23 protein-coding genes and 2 riboswitches are annotated in these 24,343 nt (G+C 38.2%); of the genes, 22 read left to right on the top strand and 1 reads right to left on the bottom strand.

Features of this window, described 5'->3' with window-relative positions; genetic code table 11:
• Positions 1 to 157: 157 nt before the first annotated feature.
• The 11 genes from polX (at position 158) to B9N79_RS01000 (ending at position 13,899) form a co-directional block, all read left to right on the top strand.
• Positions 158 to 1,870, top strand: coding sequence for a DNA polymerase/3'-5' exonuclease PolX (gene polX, locus B9N79_RS00950; protein WP_082864762.1), 1,713 nt, complete (start codon positions 158 to 160; stop codon positions 1,868 to 1,870).
• Positions 1,871 to 1,906: 36 nt separating this feature from the next.
• Positions 1,907 to 4,270, top strand: a complete 2,364-nt coding sequence (locus B9N79_RS00955) for an endonuclease MutS2 (protein ID WP_046217900.1) — start codon at positions 1,907 to 1,909, stop codon at positions 4,268 to 4,270.
• A gap of 16 nt (positions 4,271 to 4,286) precedes the next feature.
• A complete protein-coding gene (locus tag B9N79_RS00960) occupies positions 4,287 to 4,694 on the top strand; it encodes a DUF350 domain-containing protein (protein ID WP_019391249.1) in 408 nt (135 codons plus the stop codon).
• 181 nt (positions 4,695 to 4,875) lie between these two features.
• Positions 4,876 to 6,588, top strand: a complete 1,713-nt coding sequence (locus B9N79_RS00965) for an AMP-binding protein (RefSeq protein ID WP_372450206.1) — start codon at positions 4,876 to 4,878, stop codon at positions 6,586 to 6,588.
• A gap of 180 nt (positions 6,589 to 6,768) precedes the next feature.
• A complete protein-coding gene (locus B9N79_RS00970) occupies positions 6,769 to 7,350 on the top strand; it encodes a fatty acid metabolism transcriptional regulator FadR (RefSeq protein WP_019391251.1) in 582 nt (193 codons plus the stop codon).
• A gap of 24 nt (positions 7,351 to 7,374) precedes the next feature.
• On the top strand, positions 7,375 to 8,148 hold the full coding sequence (locus tag B9N79_RS00975) for an enoyl-CoA hydratase (protein ID WP_085117678.1): 774 nt from the start codon (positions 7,375 to 7,377) through the stop codon (positions 8,146 to 8,148).
• Positions 8,149 to 8,176: 28 nt separating this feature from the next.
• Positions 8,177 to 8,947 carry an electron transfer flavoprotein subunit beta/FixA family protein gene (locus tag B9N79_RS00980; RefSeq protein WP_040056900.1) on the top strand — a complete coding sequence of 257 codons (771 nt, stop codon included), beginning with the start codon at positions 8,177 to 8,179 and terminating at the stop codon, positions 8,945 to 8,947.
• Between the two features lie 16 nt (positions 8,948 to 8,963).
• Positions 8,964 to 9,944, top strand: a complete 981-nt coding sequence (locus tag B9N79_RS00985) for an electron transfer flavoprotein subunit alpha/FixB family protein (protein WP_085117680.1) — start codon at positions 8,964 to 8,966, stop codon at positions 9,942 to 9,944.
• Between the two features lie 182 nt (positions 9,945 to 10,126).
• Positions 10,127 to 10,441, top strand: a complete 315-nt coding sequence (gene trxA, locus B9N79_RS00990) for a thioredoxin (protein WP_040056898.1) — start codon at positions 10,127 to 10,129, stop codon at positions 10,439 to 10,441.
• A gap of 67 nt (positions 10,442 to 10,508) precedes the next feature.
• The gene (gene uvrC, locus B9N79_RS00995; protein WP_040056897.1) at positions 10,509 to 12,299 is read left to right on the top strand and encodes an excinuclease ABC subunit UvrC; all 1,791 of its coding nucleotides are present in this window, start codon (positions 10,509 to 10,511) and stop codon (positions 12,297 to 12,299) included.
• 68 nt (positions 12,300 to 12,367) lie between these two features.
• Positions 12,368 to 12,544, top strand: a riboswitch (Lysine riboswitch).
• A 128-nt stretch (positions 12,545 to 12,672) separates the two neighbouring features.
• Complete coding sequence (locus B9N79_RS01000; protein ID WP_040056896.1) at positions 12,673 to 13,899, top strand: aspartate kinase; 1,227 nt, start codon at positions 12,673 to 12,675, stop codon at positions 13,897 to 13,899.
• 33 nt (positions 13,900 to 13,932) lie between these two features.
• Here B9N79_RS01000 and B9N79_RS01005 read toward each other — a convergent pair whose 3' ends face one another.
• Positions 13,933 to 14,421 carry a YslB family protein gene (locus B9N79_RS01005; protein ID WP_040056895.1) on the bottom strand — a complete coding sequence of 163 codons (489 nt, stop codon included), beginning with the start codon at positions 14,419 to 14,421 and terminating at the stop codon, positions 13,933 to 13,935.
• A gap of 292 nt (positions 14,422 to 14,713) precedes the next feature.
• Here B9N79_RS01005 and B9N79_RS01010 point away from each other — a divergent pair, with 292 nt between their 5' ends.
• From B9N79_RS01010 to B9N79_RS01060, 11 genes are all read left to right on the top strand, one after another.
• Entirely contained in the window at positions 14,714 to 15,322 is a 609-nt protein-coding gene (locus tag B9N79_RS01010; RefSeq protein ID WP_019391259.1) for a succinate dehydrogenase cytochrome b558 subunit, read from the top strand.
• A 30-nt stretch (positions 15,323 to 15,352) separates the two neighbouring features.
• Complete coding sequence (gene sdhA, locus B9N79_RS01015; RefSeq protein ID WP_019391260.1) at positions 15,353 to 17,152, top strand: succinate dehydrogenase flavoprotein subunit; 1,800 nt, start codon at positions 15,353 to 15,355, stop codon at positions 17,150 to 17,152.
• On the top strand, positions 17,149 to 17,916 hold the full coding sequence (sdhB, locus tag B9N79_RS01020; protein WP_019391261.1) for a succinate dehydrogenase iron-sulfur subunit: 768 nt from the start codon (positions 17,149 to 17,151) through the stop codon (positions 17,914 to 17,916). Before sdhA ends, sdhB begins: the two co-directional genes overlap by 4 nt.
• Positions 17,917 to 17,970: 54 nt before the next feature.
• On the top strand, positions 17,971 to 18,438 hold the full coding sequence (locus tag B9N79_RS01025) for an acyl-CoA thioesterase (protein WP_040056894.1): 468 nt from the start codon (positions 17,971 to 17,973) through the stop codon (positions 18,436 to 18,438).
• A gap of 115 nt (positions 18,439 to 18,553) precedes the next feature.
• Positions 18,554 to 18,778, top strand: coding sequence for a spore germination transcription factor GerE (gene gerE / locus B9N79_RS01030; protein ID WP_019391263.1), 225 nt, complete (start codon positions 18,554 to 18,556; stop codon positions 18,776 to 18,778).
• Positions 18,779 to 18,891: 113 nt separating this feature from the next.
• The gene (locus tag B9N79_RS01035; RefSeq protein ID WP_019391264.1) at positions 18,892 to 19,308 is read left to right on the top strand and encodes a universal stress protein; all 417 of its coding nucleotides are present in this window, start codon (positions 18,892 to 18,894) and stop codon (positions 19,306 to 19,308) included.
• A gap of 262 nt (positions 19,309 to 19,570) precedes the next feature.
• Positions 19,571 to 19,757, top strand: a riboswitch (cobalamin riboswitch).
• Positions 19,758 to 19,899: 142 nt separating this feature from the next.
• Positions 19,900 to 20,274, top strand: coding sequence for a (2Fe-2S) ferredoxin domain-containing protein (locus B9N79_RS01040; RefSeq protein WP_019391265.1), 375 nt, complete (start codon positions 19,900 to 19,902; stop codon positions 20,272 to 20,274).
• A gap of 53 nt (positions 20,275 to 20,327) precedes the next feature.
• Positions 20,328 to 21,965, top strand: coding sequence for a precorrin-3B C(17)-methyltransferase (gene cobJ / locus B9N79_RS01045; protein ID WP_040056893.1), 1,638 nt, complete (start codon positions 20,328 to 20,330; stop codon positions 21,963 to 21,965).
• A 21-nt stretch (positions 21,966 to 21,986) separates the two neighbouring features.
• Entirely contained in the window at positions 21,987 to 22,907 is a 921-nt protein-coding gene (locus B9N79_RS01050; RefSeq protein ID WP_040056892.1) for a sirohydrochlorin chelatase, read from the top strand.
• Entirely contained in the window at positions 22,904 to 23,680 is a 777-nt protein-coding gene (cobK, locus tag B9N79_RS01055; RefSeq protein WP_040056891.1) for a precorrin-6A reductase, read from the top strand. Before B9N79_RS01050 ends, cobK begins: the two co-directional genes overlap by 4 nt.
• 13 nt (positions 23,681 to 23,693) lie before the next feature.
• The gene (locus B9N79_RS01060) at positions 23,694 to 24,341 is read left to right on the top strand and encodes a precorrin-8X methylmutase (RefSeq protein ID WP_040056890.1); all 648 of its coding nucleotides are present in this window, start codon (positions 23,694 to 23,696) and stop codon (positions 24,339 to 24,341) included.
• The last annotated feature ends 2 nt before the right edge of the window (positions 24,342 to 24,343 follow it).

The following is a 24,343-nucleotide window of genomic DNA, read 5'->3' on the forward strand; positions in this document are numbered from 1 at the left end:
TAGCTTTGTAAAATGAGCTTCTTCGCTTTCATAAGCAAAATACGATATGATAATAAAGTTAATATGCTTCTAGGATATAAGGAGGCAGAGATTGTACTTTTTTAAAAAAACTTTGTATCATCTTCAATAGAAGAACGTATAAGAAGTGGGTGTGAAAATGAATAAAAAAGAGATTATTAAACTTTTGGAAAAGATTGCTGTATATATGGAGTTAAAAGGAGATAATGCATTTAAAATTTCGGCCTTTAGAAAGGCGGCAGGTGCGCTTGAGAATGATGAGCGCAGCTTGAGTGAAATTGAAAGCTTCACATCTCTCGCAGGCATTGGAAAAGGAACTAGTGCTGTTATTGAAGAGTATATTCAAGATGGACAATCTACTGTGTTAGAAGAGTTAAAAAAAGAAGTTCCAGAAGGATTAATTCCTCTTCTTGATTTGCCAGGATTAGGTGGGAAAAAGATTGCAAAGCTTTATCAACAGCTGAATGTTACGGATATGGTAACATTAAAGGCTGCCTGTGAAGAAGGAAAAGTACAGGGACTTAGCGGCTTCGGTAAAAAAACAGAGGAGAAAATTCTTGCTGCAATCGAGGAATATGGGACACGTCCTGAACGATTGCCACTTGCTATTATGTTACCACTTGTGGAAAAAATCGAAGAAATGCTTGCTGATATGAAAGGCATTATTCGTTTCTCACGAGCAGGCAGCGTACGCCGTATGAGAGAAACAGTGAAAGACTTAGATTTTATTATTTCTACAGAAGAGCCGTCTCTTATTCGTGATAGCTTACTCGCAATGCCGTCTATTAAAGAAGTAATTGCAAGTGGAAATACGAAAGTATCGGTTGTGCTTGAAGATGTTTATGATATATCTGTTGATTTTCGTCTTGTAGAAGACAAGGCTTTTCCAACAACGCTTCATCATTTTACAGGCTCAAAAGATCATAACGTAAGAATGAGACAGCTTGCGAAAGAACGTGGAGAGAAAATTAGTGAATATGGTGTTGAGAATATAGAAACGGGAGAAGTCCGTACGTTTTCATCTGAAGAAGAGTTTTATAACTACTTTAACTTGCCGTTTATTTTACCTGAAATGCGTGAAGATGGAACAGAAGTAGATAAGCTAACGAAAGAAGATCGCTTTATTTCTCTTCAAGACATAAAAGGAGACGTGCACATGCATTCTACATGGAGCGATGGCGCATACTCTATCGAGGAAATGGTGGAAGCATGCCGTGCAAGAGGCTATGAGTACATGGCTATTACTGACCATTCCCAATATTTAAAAGTGGCAAATGGACTAACACCAGAACGAATTCGTAAACAGCGAGAAGAAATTAAGAAGCTAAATGAAAAATATGATGACTTTACAATCCTTTCAGGAATCGAGATGGATATTCTTCCTGATGGTACGTTAGATTATGATGATGAGATTCTACAGGAAATGGATATCGTTATTGCTTCTATCCACTCAAGTTTTTCTCAGTCTCGCGAAGTTATTATGGAGCGATTAAAAACAGCTCTTAATAGTCATCATGTCGATATTATTGCACATCCAACAGGAAGACTTATTGGACGAAGAGGCGGATATGACGTTGATATGGATTTGTTAATTGAGCTTGCTTACGAAACAAATACAGCACTTGAACTCAATTCAAATCCACATCGCTTAGACCTTGCTTCTCATCATTTGAAAAAAGCACAAGAGCAAGGAGTAAAGCTTGTAATTAATACAGATGCACATAATCTGGACATGCTTGAAGATATGAAAGTTGGGGTGTCGACAGCTGTAAAAGGGTGGATTCGCAAAGAGAGCGTTATTAACACATATCCTTTAGAAGAATTGAGAGCATTTTTAAAACGCAACGATTAATACAAGGAAAGCAAGGTTTAAAAGGAGTGAACATGTTTGCAAGCGCGCATTTTAAAAACATTAGAGTTCGATAAAATTAAAGAAGGTCTGTTGAAACATGCAGCATCTTCACTAGGAAGAGAGAAAGTAGAGAGTCTTCGTCCGTCCATAAGTTTCCCAGAAGTAGAAGCTTGGCAAAACGCAACTGATGAGGCAGCTCAAGTGCTTCGTGTGAAAGGAAATGTTCCACTTGGCGGTATTCATGATATAAAAGCAAGTGCTAAAAGAGCAGAGATCGGTGGAACACTTTCAGCAAGTGAACTACTAGAAATCTCAAGCACAATTTATGCAACAAGACAGCTTTCGATATTTATGGAAAGTTTAGAAGAGAATACAGACCTTTCATTACCTATTTTGAAAGGGTATATTGAAGGGTTTATTATCTTAACAGATCTTGAGCGAACAATTGAGAACAGTATTGATGATAATGGGACAGTGTTAGACGGAGCGAGTGAAAAACTGCGAGGATTACGCCAAAAACTGCGCTCTACAGAAGCACGTGTTCGTCAAAAACTGGAGCAAATGACGCGTTCCTCTTCTGCGACAAAAATGCTTTCAGACGCAATTATAACGATTCGTAATGATCGCTATGTGCTTCCGGTTAAACAAGAATATCGCGGAGCATATGGAGGAATTATTCACGATCAATCTTCCTCAGGAGCAACGTTATTTATTGAGCCACAAGCAATTGTAAACTTAAATAATGAGCTTCAAGCGGCCCGAGTAGAAGAAAAGCGTGAGATTGAGCGCATTCTTGCACAAATTACAGCAGAAGTAGCAGAAGTTGCTCGCGAGCTTTCTGTTAACGTTGATATGCTAGCAGAAATTGATTTTATGTTTACAAAAGGGCAGTACAGCCACAAATTAAAAGGTTCAAAACCAAAGCTTAATGAAGAAGGATATATTAATCTGAAAAAAGCACGTCATCCCTTAATTACTGCAGAAGATGTTGTAGCAAATGATATTGAGCTTGGAGGAGAGTACCCGAGCATCGTTATTACAGGTCCAAATACAGGAGGAAAAACGGTAACGTTAAAAACAGTTGGGTTGTTTACACTTATGGCACAAGCAGGTCTTCAAATCCCGGCTTTGGATGGTTCTGAAGTAGCAGTCTTTGAAAATGTATTTGCTGACATTGGAGACGAACAGTCTATTGAACAAAGCTTGAGCACGTTTTCTTCTCATATGGTGAATATCGTTAACATTTTAAAAGGTGTTGATAATAAGAGCCTTGTATTATTTGATGAGCTCGGTGCTGGAACAGATCCTCAGGAAGGAGCGGCACTTGCTATCTCTATTCTAGATGAAGTATACAATAGAGGAGCACGTGTTATAGCGACAACTCATTATCCTGAACTGAAGGCGTATGGATATAATCGAAAAGGAGTAATGAATGCAAGCGTTGAGTTCGATGTCGAAACACTTCGCCCGACATATAAATTACTTTTAGGGGTTCCAGGACGAAGCAATGCATTTGAAATTTCACGCCGATTAGGTCTTTCAGAAGAAGTTATTAACGAAGCAAAGGGATATATTGGAGCAGATACAAATAAGGTAGAAAATATGATTGCTTCACTCGAGGACAGCCGCAAAAAAGCTGAAAGTGAAAAGGAAGAAGCTGCTTTATTTAGGAAAGAGGCAGAACAGCTTCATCGTGAACTGCAGGATCAAATTATAGAATTTAACAATGAAAGAGACAAACTGCTTGAGCAAGCTGAACATAAAGCAGCAAAAGCAGTAGAGGAAGCGCGGGCTGAAGCGGAGAATATTATTAAAGACCTGCGCAACATGCGTCTTAATCAACAAAGTGGAATAAAAGAACATGAGCTAATTCAAGCGAGAAAAGATCTTGAAGAAGCGGTTCCAACCTTAAGAAAAGGCACGAAAGCGGCACCGAAACCGAAAAAGGTAGAAAGAAAGCTTTCTCCAGGGGATGAAGTGAAAGTATCAACATTTGGTCAAAAAGGAACGCTATTAGACAAAGTATCAGATACAGAGTGGGAAGTACAGCTTGGTATTATGAAAATGAAAGTAAAAGAGTCAAACTTAGAGTTTATTAGTTCTCCAAAAGCTGTAGAAACAAGACCACTCGCAACAGTAAAAGGCAAAGATTATCATGTTAAACTTGAGCTTGACCTCCGCGGAGAACGGTTTGAAAATGCTATTCAGCGCGTTGAGAAGTATATTGATGATGCACTTCTTGCTGGGTACCCACGTGTTTCTATTATTCATGGAAAAGGAACAGGGGCTTTAAGAACAGGTGTGCAAGACTACTTGAAAAATCATCGTTTCGTCAAAAGCATTCGTTTTGGGGAAGCATCAGAAGGCGGCTCTGGAGTGACCGTTGCTGAACTAAAATAAGGGAGTGAGAGCCGCTGTGAAGGAATTTTGGGAGAATCCTTACGTATTAACAGCAGCGAACTATAGCGTTGTTATTTTATGCATTGTTCTAGCTCTTGTCATCTTTGAACTTGTGACAAGTTATAAAAACTGGGAGGAAATTCAGCGTGGAAATCTAGCCGTTGCTATGGCTACGGGTGGGAAAATCTTTGGTGTAGCAAATGTTTTTCAAGGCTCAATTAGCCAACACAATACGCTGTTTGTAATGGTGGGCTGGGGAGCTTTTGGCTTTATTCTTCTGTTAATTAGCTATTTTATTTTTGAATTTCTTACACCAAAATTCAAGATTGATCATGAAATTGCGCAAGACAACAGAGCCGTTGGGTTTATATCAATGGTCATTTCAATTGGAATGTCGTTTGTTATTTCAGCTGGAATAGGGTGATAAACAATGGAGAAGCTAGCCAAACTTTTGCTTATTCTTTGCGGTTTATTTATGACAATTGGGATTATTTATATATTGTTTATTGCATAAAACAAGAGAAGAAACATTTTGATGTTTCTTCTCCTGTTTTTCTTTGAAAGCCTTTTCTTTTTAGAGATCCCCAGTGTATAATGAACATAGTGTGCGTAATAAATGCGAAACTGAGGAGGTATTTTTTGTGCTTCAAGCATCCGAAAAACCGTGGTTGATTCACTATCCGCCTGAAATACCGGCAGAAATCACTCTTGGTGAAGCGACGCTTGTATCGCTATTTCAAAAAGCAGCAAAAGAATTTCAAGAAAATCCTGCTATTCACTTTCTAGGAAAAACCCTTTCGTTTAAAGAGCTAGCTGCCCAAACTGATCAACTTTCTTGCTATTTTTATGAGATAGGAGTTCGTAAAGGTGATCGAGTCGCTATTATGCTACCAAACTGTCCTCAAACTGTAATCGCCTTTAATGCCGTATTAAAATTAGGAGCAGTTGTTGTACTTATTAACCCGCTTTATACAGAAAGAGAACTGTCCCACCAACTCCAAGATTCAGGCGCAAGGTTCCTTATTACTCTAGATTTGTTGTATTCAAAAGCTTTTAAGATGAAAGCGCTAACAAAGATAGAGCATCTCATTATAACATCCATCAAAGATTACTTGCCTTTTCCAAAAAATCTTCTTTATCCATATCTCCAAAAAAAGACTCAAAAAACTGTCCAACACATAAAAGAAGACAGCGATACGCATAAATGGTCTACCATTTTAAAAACAAAAATAGCAAGTTCGGTAAAAGAAGAAGTGTATAGCGATGATTTAGCTCTTTTACAATATACAGGAGGAACAACAGGTTTTCCTAAAGGAGTAATGCTGACACATCAAAACTTAGTTGCTAATACGAAGATGTGTACAACATGGCTTTACAAATGTGAAAGAGGAAATGAGAGAATTTTAGGTGTTTTGCCCTTTTTTCACGTGTATGGCTTAACAACAGTGCTTGTTTTATCTATTCTAGAAGGATATGAAATGGTGCTTTTACCAAAATTTGAAATAAAAGAGGTATTAAAAACAATTGACAAGAGAAAGCCAACGCTATTTCCCGGAGCTCCCACAATTTATGTTGGACTGCTTAATAATACTAGTCTACCAAAATATGATCTTTCCTCAATTAAAGCTTGTATAAGCGGTTCTTCACCACTTCCTGCTTATGTTCAGGAAAAGTTTGAGGACCTTACAGGAGGGAAGCTTGTAGAAGGTTATGGACTAACAGAAAGTTCCCCTGTGACACATGCTAATTTTCTCTGGGGAAAAAGAAAACAAGGAAGTGTTGGTGTACCTTGGCCAAATACGGATGCTAAAATTGTTTCGCTTGAAACAGGGGAAGCTTTACCATGTGGTGAAATAGGAGAAATTGCTGTAAAAGGGCCTCAAGTGATGAAAGGATACTGGCACCAAGAAGAAGAAACAAAACAAGTGTTGAAAGATGGGTGGCTTTTTACAGGAGACTTAGGCTATTTTGATGAAGACGGCTATTTCTACATTGTGGATCGAAAAAAAGATATGATTATTGCGAGTGGATATAATATTTACCCTCGTGAAGTAGAAGAAGTGCTATACGGGTATTCAAAAGTAAAAGAAGCCGTTGTTATGGGCATTCCTGACTTATACAGAGGAGAAACGGTCAAAGCCTTTGTTGTATTAAAAGATGGTGTATCATGTTCAGAAAAAGAACTTGATGAGCATGTACGCTTGTCTCTTGCTTCCTATAAAGTTCCAAAAGTCTATGAGTTCAGAAAAGAATTACCTAAAACAGCTGTTGGGAAAATCTTAAGGCGTGTTTTAATAGAAGAAGAAAGAAAAGAATAGATAGTATTTTCCCTTCAAACCAAATTTCACTATAATTCTGTTGACAGGTTTGTCGGGATATTTTAAGATGATATTATGAATGAATAACCATTCATTTTATTCAATCGAACAAAATGATAATTAATGGTACAGAATATGGTGTACTCTGTTGGTAATTAATGAAGCAAGGGAGCAAACAATATGAATCGAAATAGACCAAAATTCAAACAAATTTTAGATGCAGCAGTTGTCGTCATTGCCGAACACGGCTATCATAGCTCTCAAGTATCTAAGATTGCTAAACAAGCAGGGGTAGCAGACGGAACTATTTATCTCTATTTTAAAAATAAGGAAGATATCCTCATATCCCTTTTTCAAGAGAAAATGGGACAATTTATTGAAAGAATTCAAGAGGATATTCAAAAAGAAGAAACAGCTTCTGAAAAGCTTTTCTTTTTAATTCAGCGTCACATTACGTTTCTTTCGGAAGATCAACACTTAGCAGCTGTAACTCAGCTTGAACTTCGCCAAACAAACCGCGATATAAGAAACCAAATTAACGAAGTTCTAAAAGGCTACCTTCAAATCATTGATGAAATTTTAGAAAGCGGCATTGAGAGCGGTGAGTTTCAAGAAGAACTAGATGCTCGTCTTGCTCGTCAAATGATTTTTGGAACAATTGATGAAGTTGTGACAACGTGGGTTATGAATGAGTATAAGTACGACATTACAGAACTTATTCCAAAAGTCCATAAGCTTCTACTTCATGGTTGTAAAAGATAAAGACTGCGCTATAGGAGGGATATGATGGCTTACGTTCAAATGAACAAAAATCAGCACGTCACAACTCTTACGCTAAATAAACCAAAAGCAAACGCTTTGTCAACCGCTCTTTTAAAAGAGCTTTGGAATACTTTTTCGTTACTTGAAACAGATGATGAAACACGCGTTATTGTGCTTCGAGGAGAAGGGAAGTTTTTTTGTGCAGGAGCGGATATTAAAGAATTCACATCCCTGCAAAAAAGTGAAGATTATGAGTCTCTTGCTCGCTTTGGGCAAAAGCTTATGAACAAGATTGAAACATACCCCAAGCCAGTTATTGCGGCTATTCATGGAGCAGCATTAGGCGGAGGTCTTGAACTGGCAATGGGGTGTCATATGAGGTTTGTTGCAGCAGAAGCCCGCTTAGGACTTCCAGAGCTTACACTTGGGATTATTCCCGGCTTTGCAGGAACGCAGCGACTTCCAAGGCTTGTCGGAGTAGGAAAAGCATGTGAAATGATGTTAACAGGTGAATCGATTTCTGGAAGTGAAGCTGTTCGCATAGGTCTAGCAAACGAGGCGTTTGAAGAGAATGAGCTTTTTCAAAAAGTAGCAAAGCTTGCTGGACAAATGGCAAGAAAAAGCCCTATGACTATTAAAGCAATTTTGCATCTTTTACAATATGCTAAAGATGCTCGCTATGAAGAAGGAATAGAAGAAGAAGCAAGGAAATTTAAAGAAGTATTCGGTTCAGAGGACGCTTCAGAAGGGATTGCTGCTTTTTTAGAAAAAAGAAAGCCATTCTTCCAAGATAAATAATCTTAATATTCAGTAAAGGGGTGGAGTTATGAATATTTTTGTGTTAATGAAGCGTACGTTTGATACAGAAGAAAAAATTTCACTTGATGGGGGAGAGATTATTGAGGATGGAGCAGAGTTCATTATTAATCCTTATGATGAATATGCAATAGAAGAAGCAATCTCTTTAAAAGAAAAACATGGAGGAGAAGTGACGGTTGTAACACTGGGGAACGAAGACGCTCAAAAAGAACTGCGAACGGCGCTTGCAATGGGGTGTGATAAAGCCGTGCTCATTGATACAGAAGATGAAATGGAAAGCGAAGATGAATATACCACATCCATTATTTTAGCCTCTTATTTAAAAGAACAGCAATGTGATTTGATTATTGGTGGAAATGTTGCTATTGACGGAGGAAGTGGACAGGTTTGTCCACGAGTCGCAGAGCTTTTAAATATGGCTTGTGTTACAACTATCACAAGTATTGAAATCCATGGGAATGATGTGGAAATAATAAGGGACGTCGAAGGAGATGAAGAAAAAATTCAAGCAGCTCTACCGCTTGTTGTAACAGCTCAACAAGGACTAAATGAACCACGCTATCCGTCTTTACCTGGTATTATGAAGGCCAAAAAGAAGCCGCTTGAAGAAATTGAATTAGATGATCTAGAAATAGAGGAAGAAATAGAAGCCAAAACAAAGGTTGTTGAACGGTTTTTACCACCTGAAAAAGAAGGAGGCAAAATACTTCAGGGTGAATCACACGAACAGGTGAAAGAGCTTGTTCATCTATTATACTCAGAAGCAAAAGTGCTTTAAAAAAGGAGGAATAGCTATGGCTCGCAAAGTATTGGCATTGGCGGAATTTAAAGGCGGAGAAGTCAGAAGTGTATCGTACGAAGCGATTGCAGCAGCACGCATGATTGCAGATGGCGGAGAAGTTGTTGTGGGAGCAGTTGGAGAAGACGTCGCTCGCCATACATCTTCATTTTTTCACTATGGTGGAGATCGTGTAGTCTTTATTGAAAGCGCTAACTTAAGAACATATACGCTTGATGGTTTCTCTCAATGTTTTCAGGCTCTCTTAGAGGAGGAAGAACCAGAAGCAATTATTATGGGCCATACTTCTCAAGGGAAAGAGGTTGCTCCAAAGCTTGCAGCAAAGCTTGAGAGTGGTTTAATTTCTGATATAACAGATATTGAAGTTGTGGGTGAAAATGTTATTCTAACGCGTCCTATCTACTCAGGAAAAGCTTTTGAGAAACGCATCCTTACTGACACCCCTTTATTTTTCACAATTCGACCAAATAATATCGAAAAGCTTGCAGCGGACCCAGGAAGAGATGGAGAAACAAAAGAAGTTGCAGAACCATCTCTAGATTTGCGTACAGTTGTAAAAGAAGTTATGCAAAAAGCGACGAGCGGAGTAGATCTTTCAGAAGCAAAAGTGATTGTAGCTGGAGGACGAGGTGTAAAAAGCGAGGAAGGGTTTAAGCCATTACAAGAACTTGCTGATGTGCTAGGTGGAGCAGTTGGAGCTTCAAGAGGGGCATGTGATGCAGAATATTGTGATTACTCGCTTCAGATTGGACAGACGGGAAAAGTTGTTACACCTGATTTGTATATTGCATGTGGCTTATCTGGTGCTATTCAACACTTAGCAGGTATGTCTAATTCAAAAGTGATTGTAGCTATCAATAAAGACCCAGAAGCAAATATTTTCAATGTAGCAGACTATGGGATTGTCGGAGAATTGTTTGAAATCATTCCGCTTTTAATCGAGGAGTGCAAAAAATTAAAAGTAGAAAAGAGCTAAAGGCGACACTCTGTCGCCTTTTCCGTGTTTTTTTATGAAAAATGCTGTTTTTAAATGATTCCTTAGGGTATAACTATGTAATAGGAAAGACATGACGAAACAAATAAATGGCACTCCCATTTTAATGATGTTATACTGTGAATATCTTAAAAGAAGTTACTTAGGTATAGGAGGAATTTTTAATGGCAATTACACATGCAACAGATCAAAACTTTACTGCTGAAACAAATGAAGGGGTAGTACTTGTTGACTTTTGGGCACCATGGTGCGGACCTTGTAAAATGATTGCTCCAGTTCTTGAAGAACTTGATTCAGATATGGGCGACAAAGTAAAAATCGTAAAGCTTGACGTAGATGAAAACCAAGAAACAGCAGGAAAATTTGGTGTAATGAGTATCCCGACTTTACTTGTTATGAAAGACGGAGAACAAGTTGACAAAATCGTTGGTTTCCAACCAAAAGAAGCACTTGCTGAAGCATTAAACAAACATCTATAAGCTTTAAAAAGGGCGCCTGCTTCTGCAGGTGCTTTTCTTATGACAAGAAGCAAAAGGGGGGGACGTTATGAACGCAATTATAAAAGAAAAGCTAGCGATTCTTCCAGATCAGCCTGGCTGTTACTTGATGAAAGATAAGGACGGTACTGTTATTTATGTCGGAAAAGCAAAAGTATTAAAAAATAGAGTACGCTCATACTTTACTGGAAGTCACGATGGAAAAACGCTTCGTCTTGTGAACGCTATTGTTGATTTTGAATATATCGTCACGTCTTCCAACATTGAAGCGCTTATTTTAGAAATGAACTTAATTAAGAAGTACGATCCAAAATATAATGTAATGCTAAAAGATGATAAAGGCTATCCATTTATTAAAATTAGCAATGAGCGCCATCCACGTTTATTTATCACGAGAAAAGTAAAAAAAGATGGGGGCAAATATTTTGGACCTTACCCAAACGTTCAAGCAGCAAATGAGACAAAGAGGCTGTTAGATCGCTTATATCCACTCCGGAAATGTTCTACTATTCCAGACCGAGTTTGTCTTTATCATCATATTGGCCAATGTTTGGCTCCCTGTGTTTATGAAGTGACAAAGGAGCAAAATAAGGAGCTTGTAGATGAGATTGCAAAGTTTTTGAACGGCGGATTCAAGCATGTTAAAGAAGAACTGACTGAAAAGATGATGAACGCATCAGAAAACCTAGAGTTTGAACGTGCACAGGAATATCGAGATCAAATTTCCCATATTGAAGCAACAATGGAAAAGCAAAAAATGATGTTTAATGACTTTATCAATCGAGATGTTTTTGGTTATTCCTATGATAAGGGATGGATGTGTGTCCAAGTGTTCTTTATTCGCCAAGGAAAACTAATTGAACGTGATGTTTCTATGTTTCCTTTTTATGGTGAACCTGAAGAAGATTTTCTCACTTTTTTAGGACAGTTTTATCAGCAGTCTAACCATGTAAAACCAAAGGAAGTGCTTCTTCCTGAGCATGTTGATTGTGAAATAGTGGAGCGTCTTTTAGAAATCAAAGCACACTGTCCTCAAAAAGGAAAAAAGAAAGATTTACTGAACCTAGCCAATAAGAACGCTAAAATTGCTTTAAAAGAAAAATTTTGGCTTATTGAACGTGATGAAGAACGGACAATTAAAGCAATTGAAAATCTTGGAGAGAAACTAAATATTGATACGCCAAATAGAATCGAAGCATTTGATAACTCAAACATTCAAGGAACAGATCCTGTATCAGCAATGGTCGTATTTGTTGATGGAAAACCGTATAAGAAAGAATATCGAAAATATAAAATTCGAACTGTTGAAGGTCCAAATGACTATGATTCCATGCGTGAAGTTGTACGACGAAGATATAGTCGTGTATTAAAAGACAATCTTCCACTTCCAGATTTAATTGTGATTGATGGAGGGAAAGGCCAAATTGCAGCTGCAGAGGATGTACTTGAAAATGAACTTGGATTGTTTGTTCCTGTTGCAGGGCTTGTAAAAGATAATAAGCACCGAACATCAAACATTATGATAGGAAATCCTTTAGAAGTAGTGCCTCTTGAAAGGAACAGCCAAGAGTTTTATTTACTGCAGCGGATTCAAGATGAAGTGCACCGCTTTGCGATTACTTTTCATCGACAAGTTCGGTCAAAATCTTCTTTTCAATCTGTTCTTGACGATATTAAAGGGGTTGGCGCAAAGCGAAAGAAAATGCTGCTTACTCACTTTGGATCTTTAAAGAAATTAAAAGAAGCAAGCATAGAAGAAATCCAAGGAGCAGGGATACCAAAAGATACAGCAACTACGATTTATAGCGCTCTTCGTGAGGAAGACGAAAAAAGTGATTGAAAACTTTTTAAATATTTGATAAGCTAAAAAAGATTTTAAAAACTGTATAATCACTTCAATATTACTGAGGTGAAGATAGAGGTGCGGATTTTAAGAGTATATAGCAGGAGGAAAATGAGTTCCGTTGATTGTTATAGAAAGGGAAATCTGCCGAAGTGGAAGCTAGCTCATCATAGCTTTTGCTGGTTTTGCATTGAATAAATGTAAGACTGTCAAGATCAAAATCTTGGAGGGCTATCTCACACATTGCGCAAATATAGATATTTTAAAAAAGCAATGAGAGATTCTCTCATTGCTTTTTTTTATTGCGTTCGCCCTACTTACGAGTAAACCATTTGTGTGAAAAAACAAACTGAGGAGAGGTTTTAGAAAAATGGGCTTAGTTGTTCAAAAATTTGGAGGAACTTCCGTAGGAACTAGCGAGAGAATTCAAAATGTAGCAAGTCGAGTTATTGAGGAGAAAGCAGCAGGTAATGATGTCGTTGTTGTTGTGTCTGCGATGGGAAAAACAACAGATGATCTTGTTTCATTATCAAAAGAGCTCAATGAAAACCCAAGTAAGCGGGAAATGGATATGCTTTTAACAACAGGAGAACAGATTACCATTTCTCTTCTTTCTATGGCTCTACAGGCGAAAGGTTATGATGCTGTTTCTTTAACAGGTTGGCAAGCTGGAATGAAGACAGAAGAGGTACATGGAAATGCTCGAATTACCAATATTGAAACCGCTCGAATCAAACAATATCTCAAAGAAAATAAAATTGTCGTTGTTGCGGGATTCCAAGGGATTACAGAGAACAATGAGATTACAACATTAGGTAGAGGTGGCTCTGATACAACTGCGGTGGCACTTGCTGCAGCTCTTGAAGCAGAAAAATGTGATATTTACACAGATGTAACAGGAGTCTATACGACAGATCCTCGTTATGTTAAAGGTGCGAGAAAACTTAACTCAATTTCTTATGATGAAATGTTAGAGCTTGCTAATCTAGGAGCAGGGGTTCTTCATCCAAGAGCTGTTGAGTTTGCTAAAAATTATGAAGTAAAGCTTGAAGTTCGATCAAGTTTAGAAAAAGAACGTGGAACAATTATTAAGGAGGAAGCAGAGATGGAAGATAATTTATTAGTAAGAGGAATTGCATTTGAGGACAATATTTCCCGAGTGACGGTTATTGGCATGGAGGACGACATTTATACCCTTCCTTCTATCTTCTCACTCCTTGCTAAACATCATATTAATGTAGACATTATTGTTCAAAGCGTTACGTCTGCTAAGTCAGCAGTATCATTTTCCGTAAAAACAGAGGAACTTCAACGTACATTAAGTGTGTTAGAAGCTCAAAAAAGATATTTACAATATGAAGAAGTTGAACATGAAAATGGACTTTCAAAAGTCTCGATTGTTGGTTCTGGAATGGTTTCAAATCCTGGGGTGGCTGCGAAAATGTTTGAGGTGCTTCAAGATAGTAAAGTTCAAGTGAAAATGGTTAGCACGTCTGAGATTAAAGTTTCAACAGTCATTGTGCAAAAAGATATGGTAAAAGCCGTCGAAGCTCTTCATGAAACGTTTGAGTTAACAAATGAACGTGTAGGTAAATAAAAAAGGAGGACTCGTTTAGCGAGTTCTCCTTTTTTATACTAGAATATCTCTTCTGTCATAAACGATGGAAAGGACGACCTTGTTACGGTATTTTTTCCATTGTTCAGCTTCTGCTGTATATCCTTTTTGAGCTTGAATTTGTTCAGCTAGAAATCCAGCCTCAAGTTGGAAAGAGCATGTTTCTTTATTATGTAAACGGCGTTCAACGCTAGGTCCGCTAAGTTCAAATTCGAGTGAGCTTCTTTGTTCTTTTTTTAGAGTAAGGGTGCCCCATCCTGCACGAATAAAAAAAGTTTGAAGATCTGCTAGGGACGGCTGTGGATAAACACGTGCAATATTCTTGCCAGCCCAATAGGAAATATTATCTGTTTCCTTTCCTAAAATATCTGGCAAAACAATATCTCTTAGCAGTTCATAACCAAATAAAGGAATGGTTTCTTCCTGTGTAACAGCAGATGGCCGTTCCTCTTCTTTTTCCACTTCTTCTAAACTATCTAACTCTTGTTTTTCTCGTTGCTCCATACCGATACCTCACTTTCTTTTCCATTATAAATGATTTTTTACGATTTATATAGTTTGTGTAAGAAAAAAGTAGCTTTTCCCTGTTTTAGAAGTGAAAATCACCTACAACAATTCTTGACGCTTACATTATGGGGGAGTACAATAAATTTGTCACATTTGTTTCACAATTTATAATTTGTTGAAAAATGCAAGGGGTTTCATTTTTCAACAAATTAGACTACAACAAAAAGGATGGGGAGCTCGGGTCTATTGGACTACACATGTTTTCTATTTCACAAGGGGGGTTTAGATATTGGAAGCAACAAAAGAATTTTATTATCGTAGGTTACACTCATTACTGGGTGTAATACCGATCGGGATTTTCCTTATCCAGCATCTTGTTGTTAACCACTTTGCAACAAGAAGCCCAGAGGCATTTAACACTGCCGCACACTTCATGGAAAAACTACCGTTTCGCTATTTATTGGAGATCTTTGTGATTTTCTTACCAATTATCTTTCATGCTGTTTATGGGTTATACATTGCTTTTACAGCCAAGAATAATGCGAACAGATATGGATTCTTTAGAAACTGGATGTTTGTTCTTCAACGTGTTACAGGTGTTATTACACTTATCTTTATTACATGGCACGTATGGGAAACGCGTATTCAAGCTATGAGAGGTACTGAAGTTAACTATGATATGATGGCAAACATCTTATCAAGCCCAGTTTCACTTGCTTTTTATCTTATTGGTGTTATTTCTACTATTTTTCATTTTGCTAACGGCTTATGGTCATTTAGCGTTAGCTGGGGTTTAACGGTAACTCCTCGTTCTCAAAGAATTGCAACATATGTGACGATTGGCGTATTTTTTGCTCTTACAATTGTAGGTGTCCGCGCCATCCTAGCGTTCACTTAATTTATTCATATCTCAAAGGAGTGAGTTACGATGAGTAACGGAAAAATTATTGTTGTCGGCGGTGGACTCGCTGGTTTAATGGCAACAATTAAAATTGCGGAATCTGGTAAGAAAGTAGACTTGTTTTCTATCGTTCCAGTGAAGCGTTCTCATTCAGTTTGTGCGCAAGGTGGAATAAACGGAGCCGTAAATACAAAAGGTGAGGGAGATTCGCCATGGGAGCACTTTGACGATACAGTTTATGGTGGAGACTTTTTAGCAAACCAGCCTCCTGTTAAAGCAATGTGTGAAGCAGCACCGGGAATTATTCATCTATTAGACCGTATGGGGGTTATGTTTAACCGTACGCCAGAAGGATTGCTGGATTTCCGCCGCTTTGGAGGTACACAGCATCATAGAACAGCTTTTGCTGGAGCAACAACAGGACAGCAACTTTTATATGCACTTGATGAGCAAGTTCGTCGTTATGAAGTAGCAGGTCTTGTAACTAAATATGAAGGATTTGAATTTCTAGGAGCCGTTATTGATGATGAAGGAACCTGTAGAGGGATTACCGCTCAGAATTTGCAATCAATGGAGATTGGTTCATACAAAGCAGATGCGGTAATTATGGCAACAGGTGGACCTGGGATAGTATTTGGTAAATCAACAAACTCCATGATCAATACAGGATCAGCAGCTTCTATTGTTTATCAACAAGGAGTACACTATGCAAACGGGGAGTTTATTCAAATTCATCCAACCGCAATTCCAGGGGATGATAAACTTCGTCTTATGAGCGAATCAGCACGTGGTGAAGGTGGCCGTGTTTGGACATATAAAGACGGAAAACCTTGGTACTTCCTTGAAGAAAAGTATCCAGCATACGGAAACTTAGTTCCGCGTGATATCGCAACTCGTGAGATTTTTGATGTTTGCGTTAATCAAAAATTGGGTATTAACGGAGAGAACATGGTATATCTTGATCTTTCTCATAAAGATGCGAAAGAACTAGATATTAAGCTTGGTGGAATTATTGAGATTTATGAAAAATTCATGGGTGACGATCCGCGTAAAGTACCAATGAAGATCTTCCCTGCCGTTCACTATTCAATGGGTGGCCTTTGGGTTGATTATGATCAAATGACAAATATTCCTGGTCTTTTCGCAGCTGGTGAATGTGATTATTCTCAGCACGGTGGAAACCGCTTAGGTGCAAACTCTCTACTTTCAGCTATTTACGGTGGTATGGTTGCAGGACCAAACGCAGTAAAATATATTGAAGGTCTTAATAAATGGACAGATTCTATAGAGTCTTCACTTTATGATAAACATGTAAAAGAGCAAGAACAAAAATGGCAAAACATTCTTTCTCTAGATGGAAAAGAAAACGCTTATGTCCTTCATAGAGAACTTGGAGAATGGATGACTGATAACGTAACAGTTGTACGTTATAATGATAAATTGTTAAAAACAGATGATAAAATTCAAGAGCTTCTTGAGCGCTATCAGAATATTAATATTAACGATACAGCAAAATGGAGTAACCAAGGAGCGGCATTTACGCGTCAGCTAGCAAATATGCTTCAACTTGCTCGTGTTATTACACTTGGTGCTTATAACCGTAATGAAAGTCGCGGAGCACATTACAAACCAGATTTCCCAGAACGTAATGATGAAGAATTCCTAAAAACAACGATGGCAACTTTTGTAGATCGTGAGTCAGCACCTAACTTTTCTTATGAAGATGTAGATGTTTCATTAATCAAGCCGCGTAAACGTGATTATTCACAGAAGAAAGATAGTGGATCAGCATCCTCTAAAAAAAAAGAGGGGGTTAGTGAGAAATGACTGAGACAAAAACAAAAACCATTAAGTTGATTATTACACGCCAAGATTCACCGGAAACAGCTCCATATGATGAGGAATTTGAGATTGAATATCGTCCAAATATGAACGTTATTTCAGCTCTAATGGAAATTCGTCGAAATCCAGTAAATTCAAAAGGTGAGCATACAACACCAATTAACTGGGATATGAACTGTTTAGAAGAAGTTTGTGGAGCATGCTCAATGGTTATTAACGGACGCCCTCGTCAATCTTGTACAGCGTTAGTTGATAAACTTGAACAACCGATTCGACTCAAGCCAATGAAAACTTTCCCTATTGTGAGGGATCTACAAGTCGACCGTAGCCGCATGTTTGATTCATTGAAAAAAGTAAAAGCATGGGTACCGATTGATGGAACTTACGATTTAGGGCCGGGACCACGTATGCCAGAGAAGAAACGCCAATGGGCATACGAGCTCTCAAAATGTATGACTTGTGGAGTATGCTTAGAAGCTTGTCCAAATGTAAACAGTAAATCAAATTTCATTGGACCTGCTCCATTATCACAAGTTCGCTTATTCAATGCACATCCGACTGGAGCAATGAATAAACATGAACGACTTGATGCTCTAATGGAAGATGGAGGACTTTCAAATTGCGGTAACTCACAAAACTGCGTAAAATCTTGTCCAAAAGGTATTCCATTAACAACATCAATTGCTGCTTTAAACAGAGACACTACTCTTCGCTCTTTCCGAAAGTTTTTTGGAAGTGATGCAGAATAAAAAAGAAACCTCTCCAGTATGGAGAGGTTTCTTTTCATCAAAGGAGGAAGATGAATGAAAAAGCCGGATTATATTAACAATATAGAGACTTGGAAGCACGATTTTACCTTTAATAGAGAGATTCGAGTTCGCTTTTGTGAGACAGATATGTTTGGTCACATGAATAATACCGTTCCTTTCCTTTATTTTGAAGAAGCCCGAACAGCTTTTTTTCAGCATATTGGTTTTATGGAAATATGGAAGAAGTCTGATAGTGAAACAATGCCCGTTGTTGCTGATTTACAGTGTGATTTTGTTCAGCAAGTCTTCTTTGGAGAAGTGCTTAGAGTAAAAACGAAAATTGAGCATACTGGACGTTCATCTGTTGATTTACACTATGTGGGGATAAATGAAAAAGAGGAAATTTGTTTCACAGGACGAGGCGCTCTTGTACAGGTCTCCAAAAGAACGGGTAAATCTGTTCCATGGACAGAGGAGCAACTTGAAAAATTAAAGCCTTATCAATCGAAAAAAAGTGAATAAAATATAGCATAACTTGCGAATTCTAGGAACCGCTTTATCCTTTTTTACATAGTATATCGTGACTAACTTACACCCATCCGATAGTTCGACTCTGGATCAGGCAAGGAGGGTTACATTGAAGGATAAAGAATTTCCACCTAAACCGTTACTTACAAAGAGAGAACGAGAGGTTTTTGAACTTCTAGTACAGGACAAAACAACGAAAGAGATCGCAAGTGAGCTGTTTATTAGTGAAAAGACGGTTCGCAATCATATTTCTAACGCAATGCAAAAGCTTGGCGTTAAAGGGCGTTCTCAAGCTGTCGTTGAACTTCTTCGCATGGGAGAACTCGAGTTATAACATGTGGCCGACTATCAGTAAAAGATAGTCGGTTTTGTTTTCTAGCGAAATGAAAGATTATTACAGTCAAAAAAGGGAAGTAGAAAAATAAAGAAATATAGGGGGAGAAAGAAATGTACAATAAAATTCTTGCAGCCGTAGATGGCTCAAAACAGGCCAAAGAAGCTCTTGGGAAAGCTTTTTCCATTGCTTCTTGTTATCGTACACCACTGCAAATTCTTCACGTGAAAGAAGGAGATGATAAAACTAAAACATCTTGGCATAAACGCTCTAATTTAAACAAGCTAGAAGACAGGCAAGAATTTCTTCGTGAAATTGATACTATGGCCGTAAAGTATAACATTACTCATAAGGTTCATTTTAGAGTTGGAAATCCTGCTGAAGAAATTATTCGTTATGCAAATGAGAACGATATTGAACTTATTGTGGTAGGAAGTAGAGGATTTAATAGATTTCAAAAAGTAGTGCTTGGTAGTGTTAGTTCTAGAATAATAGAAAAGGCCTCCTGCTCCGTTCTCCTTGTGAAATAAGAGAAGGGATGAGGCTTCTCCTATTCTTCAATTGAATTCTTTATTGAAAAATGAGCCAACATCCTCTATCATTGTAGTTAATTAGAAAACTCATATAAGAAAAAATTTTTACATAAATCAAAAAAGTAGCAGATAGAGAACTATCCTAGCATACTGCACATAAGGGAGGTCATCATCACAGCTAAATTTGTTTAGGGTGAGATAGTGATTCCACTATGTATGTTTTGCTAGGGAGAGTTCTTCTTTCATTTTAAAGACAATTTCATATTGTAAACAGGAAGGTACATAGCTTTAAAGCCTATGTTGAAAAGGGAAGCCAGTGAAAATCTGGCACGGTGCCCGCCACTGTAAAAGGGAGTTCTATTACAACGTGTCACTGAATTTTTTTGGGAAGACGTAGTAGAACGATTACCTTGAGTCAGGAGACCTGCCTTAACTGTTTGCTTCATTTGAAACCTACGGGACATAGGAAGAAGTGCTAATCCATTGTGCAAACTCGTGTACAGGTGTGCATTTTACATCTCTTTCTCGTAGAGGTGTTTTTTTTATGCGTTTTTTGAGAAAACGATTTTAACGAGGGAGTTGGTATGGATGACAACGTGGAATTTAAATGAAACAAAGCATCATCTCTTAATTTGTAATGGTGGAACTTGTATGAAAAAGGGCGGAGAAGAAGTAACGGTTGCTGTTCGAGATGAAATTGAAAAGCTTGGGGCAGATGCTCAAATTCATACAACAAGAACGCGATGTAATGGACGATGTAAAGACGGATGTGTAGCAATTGTATACCCTGAAGGAGTTTGGTATAAAGAAATGACACCAGAGCTTGGAAGAGAGATGGTAAGAGAGCATCTCTTAAATGGGAATAAGCTTGAAAACTCTATCATCTACACATATGAGGAAGGATTTAAAGCTCCTGAAAATTCCTCATCGCCAAAAGGAATTTCAAAAGAGAAAGTGAAATAACTGTTTTCGAAAGAATCGCATCATTCGAAAAACTTGTGGTAGGAGGAAAAAATATGAGTGGTAAATTGCTTATTGTCGGATTTGGTCCAGGAAATTTTGAACATATTACAGAACGAGCGAAAGAGGCACTTCAAGAAAGTGACATGATTATTGGCTACAAAACATATGTGGAACTTATCCAAGGATTATTGTCAAATCAACAGGTTATTAGTACTGGAATGACTGAGGAAGTGACAAGAGCCCAAGAAGCAGTAAAGCAAGCTGAGCAAGGGAAAAAAGTAGCTGTGATCTCAAGCGGAGATGCAGGAGTATATGGAATGGCTGGTCTTGTGTATGAAGTGCTTGTTGAAAAAGGTTGGTCAAGAAAAGACGGAGTGGAAATTGAAATTATTCCTGGTATCTCCGCTATTAACTCTTGTGCTTCATTATTAGGAGCTCCTGTTATGCATGATGCGTGCACAATAAGTCTAAGCGATCATTTAACACCATGGACACTTATTGAAAAAAGGATTGAAGCTGCGGCATCTGCTGATTTTGTTATTGCTCTTTATAATCCGAAAAGTGGAAGAAGAACCCGTCAAATTGCTGAAGCTCAGCGTATCCTGCTTCAATATAGATCACCAGATACTCCTGTTGGCCTTGTGAAAAGCGCGTATCGGGACCGTCAGAATATCGTAATTACCAATTTAAAAGAAATGCTTGAACATGAAATTGGAATGCTAACAACTGTTATTATTGGAAATTCTTCAACATTTCTCTATGATGATTTAATGATTACCCCACGCGGCTATCAACGTAAATATACGCTAAATGAAACAAAACAGCCGCTAAAACCGCATCAACGTTTGAAAAAAGAGGCAGAGCCATGGGCACTTTCACAAGAAGAAGCAGCACCAGCAGTGGAAGAGAAGGAAGCAGAAAAAGTTGAGAAAGTTAAAGAAGTAGAGAAAATTTCTTCAAGGGAGATTGCGGAGAAAGCTCTTAGCCTTGTGACAGGAAAAGAGGAGCAAACAACATTTGAAAAAGTAACGGCTAAGATGGAATCCATCTTCGAACTTGCTGTAAGCCCAGGACTTGTAAGTAAAAAGTTTACACCAGTTCAGCTCACTACAATTGCTGAAGTTGCAGGCGAAAAAGGGTCAATTGAATATACACCAGATCATCAAATTCGTCTTGAAGTACCAACTGCTGAACCAGAAAAAGTAACAAAGCGACTTAGCGAAGTAGGTCTACTCCTTGCTCCTGTTGGAGACGTTTTAACCATGAAGGCGTGTGACTTCTGCGATGGGGAGAAAAAAGATTCCATTCCATATGCAGAAGAACTGCAAGAAAGACTTGGCGGAGTGAACATGCCAAAAGTTACAAAAATCGGGTTCAACGGCTGTGGTATGGCTTGCTACAGAGCTGTACAAGATGACATCGGAATTGTATATCGAAAAGGAAAGTTTGATTTGTTTCTTGGAGCGAAAACAGTAGGCCGATCAGCACATTCTGGACAGCCTGTTGCGGAAGGAATTTCTCCTGAAAAGATTGTTGATGTTGTTGAAGGGATTGTTGATGAGTATAAAGAAAAGGGTCATCCTAATGAGTCGTTCTTTAAATTCTTTAAACGTGTAAAAGAAGTAGGTGGTTTTATTTACCAAGATGTAACACCCAAAATTAAAATTGAGCCAGCTCCTTGTGGAGACTAGGAAAATAGAGGAGGAAAACAAATGGAAGCTGTATTATTTATTGGACACGGAAGCCGTGACTTTGAAGGAAATGAAGAAGTACGTCAATTTGTAGAGAAAATGAGGACTCTTTTGCCAGAGACGTTGTTAGTAGAAACAAGCTTCTTAGAATTTGAGCGTCCAACAATTGCAGATGGAATTGATACCTGTATAGAAAAAGGAGCACATCATATTATTTTAATTCCAATCATGCTTCTTCCTGCTGGCCATTCTAAAATTCACATTCCAGGAGCGATTGATGAAGCAAGAGAAAAGTATCCAAACACGAAATTTACATATGGCAGACCAATTGGTATTCATGAAGAAACGTTTGAAATTTTAAATACAAGATTAAAAGAGTCTGGTGAAAATTTAGAAAGTCCTGGAGAAGAAACAGCGGTTATCTTACTTGGGCGCGGTGGAAGCGATGCTGACGCGAACAGCGAGCTTTATAAAATCACGCGTCTTCTTTGGGAGAAAACAAACTATAAGCTTGTTGAAACATCCTTTATGGGTGTAACAGATCCTTTGATTGAACAAGGAGTAGAACGCTGTATTAAGCTTGGAGCAAAGAAAATTGTTGTGCTTCCATACTTCCTTTTTACAGGGATTTTAATTAAACGTCTTGAAAAACTTGTTGAAGGATTTAAAGAAAAATATCCAGAAGTTGAATTTAAGCTTGCTCAATATTTCGGCCTTCATCCAAAGCTTCAAACGATTTTGAAAGATAGAGTTGAGGAAGCGCTTGAAGGTGAAGTGAAAATGAATTGTGATACCTGTCTTTACAGAATTGAAGCAATGGAGCATATTGATCACCACCACCATCATGATCACGACAATGACCACGGCCATCACCACCATCACGACCATGAGCATGGGCATCGTCACCATGAGGATGACGAAAAAGCTGGTGTTTTAAAATGATTTTATTTATTGCTGGAACAAGTGATGCAAGAGAGCTTGCTATCCGGATCAGTGAGGAAGGCTATCCTCTTTTAGCAACGGTTGTAACAGAAAATGCCGCGATTGAATTACAGCGAGCCCACTTATCTGTTCAAGTCGGTAGATTAGATGCAGACGAGATTGTGAAATTAATAGAAGAAAAAGGGATGAGCGCTATTGTCGATGGGAGCCATCCTTTTGCAGAAGAAGCATCTAAAAATGCAATGAGAGCAGCTGGAGAGGCTCAAATTCCATACTTTCGCTATGAACGTGAGTCTCAAACCTTTCAATATGACAAGCTAACGCTTGTTAATGATTATGAGGAGGCAGCTGAAGAAGCAGCAAAAAGAAAAGGCGTTGTAATGCTTACAACAGGAAGCAAGACCCTTGCTACTTTTACAAAAAAGCTACTTCCAATTGAAGACATTCGCTTGATTGCGCGAATGCTTCCTCGAAAAGATAATATGGAAAAGTGTGAAGATCTTGGTCTTCCTCAAAAGAACATTGTTGCCATTCAAGGTCCTTTTACAAAAGAATTTGATCAAGCATTATATAAGCAGTATGGCGTTACACTTATGGTGACAAAAGAGAGTGGGAAAGTAGGGTCTGTAGATGAAAAGCTTAGTGCTGCAAGGGAGCTTGGAATCGAAACTATTATGATTCGAAGACCACGTATTGAGTACAAAGAAGTATATAGTGATTTTCCAAGTATTCTAGAAGCGTTAAAGAAAACGGTTCAACTACAAAAACATTAAAGGAGCGTTAATTATGGACTTTCGTACAGACTTTAAACCAATTACAGTACAGCCTCAAATGATTGAAGGAAGAAGTTTTGAAATGATTACAGAGGAGTTAGGGGAGCATCATTTCACAGAAGAACAATACCCAATTGTTCAACGTATTATTCACGCTTCAGCAGATTTCGAGCTTGGAAGAAGCGTTCTTTTCCATCCAGATGCAGTTAGAGCAGGCGTTGCAGCAATCAGAAGCGGTAAACAAGTTGTAGCAGACGTGCAGATGGTCCAAGTTGGGACAAACAAGCCTCGATTGCAAAAATTTGGAAGTGATGTGCACGTTTATATTTCCGATGAAGATGTTATGGAAGAAGCAAAACGGTTAGATACAACGCGTGCTATCATTTCAATGCGCAAAGCTATTCAACATGCTGAAGGCGGCATATTTGCTATCGGAAATGCTCCAACAGCTTTACTTGAGCTTATTCGTCTGATTAAAGAAGGAGAAGCAAAACCAGGGCTCGTTATCGGAATGCCTGTAGGCTTTGTGTCTGCAGCAGAGTCCAAAGAGGAACTTGCAAAACTTGATATTCCGTTCATTACAAACATTGGACGAAAGGGCGGAAGTACAGTTACTGTTGCTGCACTAAACGCGATTTCAATTTTAGCAGATCAGGTGTAATT

Source organism: Priestia filamentosa (assembly GCF_900177535.1).
GTDB classification, from domain to species: domain Bacteria; phylum Bacillota; class Bacilli; order Bacillales; family Bacillaceae_H; genus Bacillus_I; species Bacillus_I filamentosa.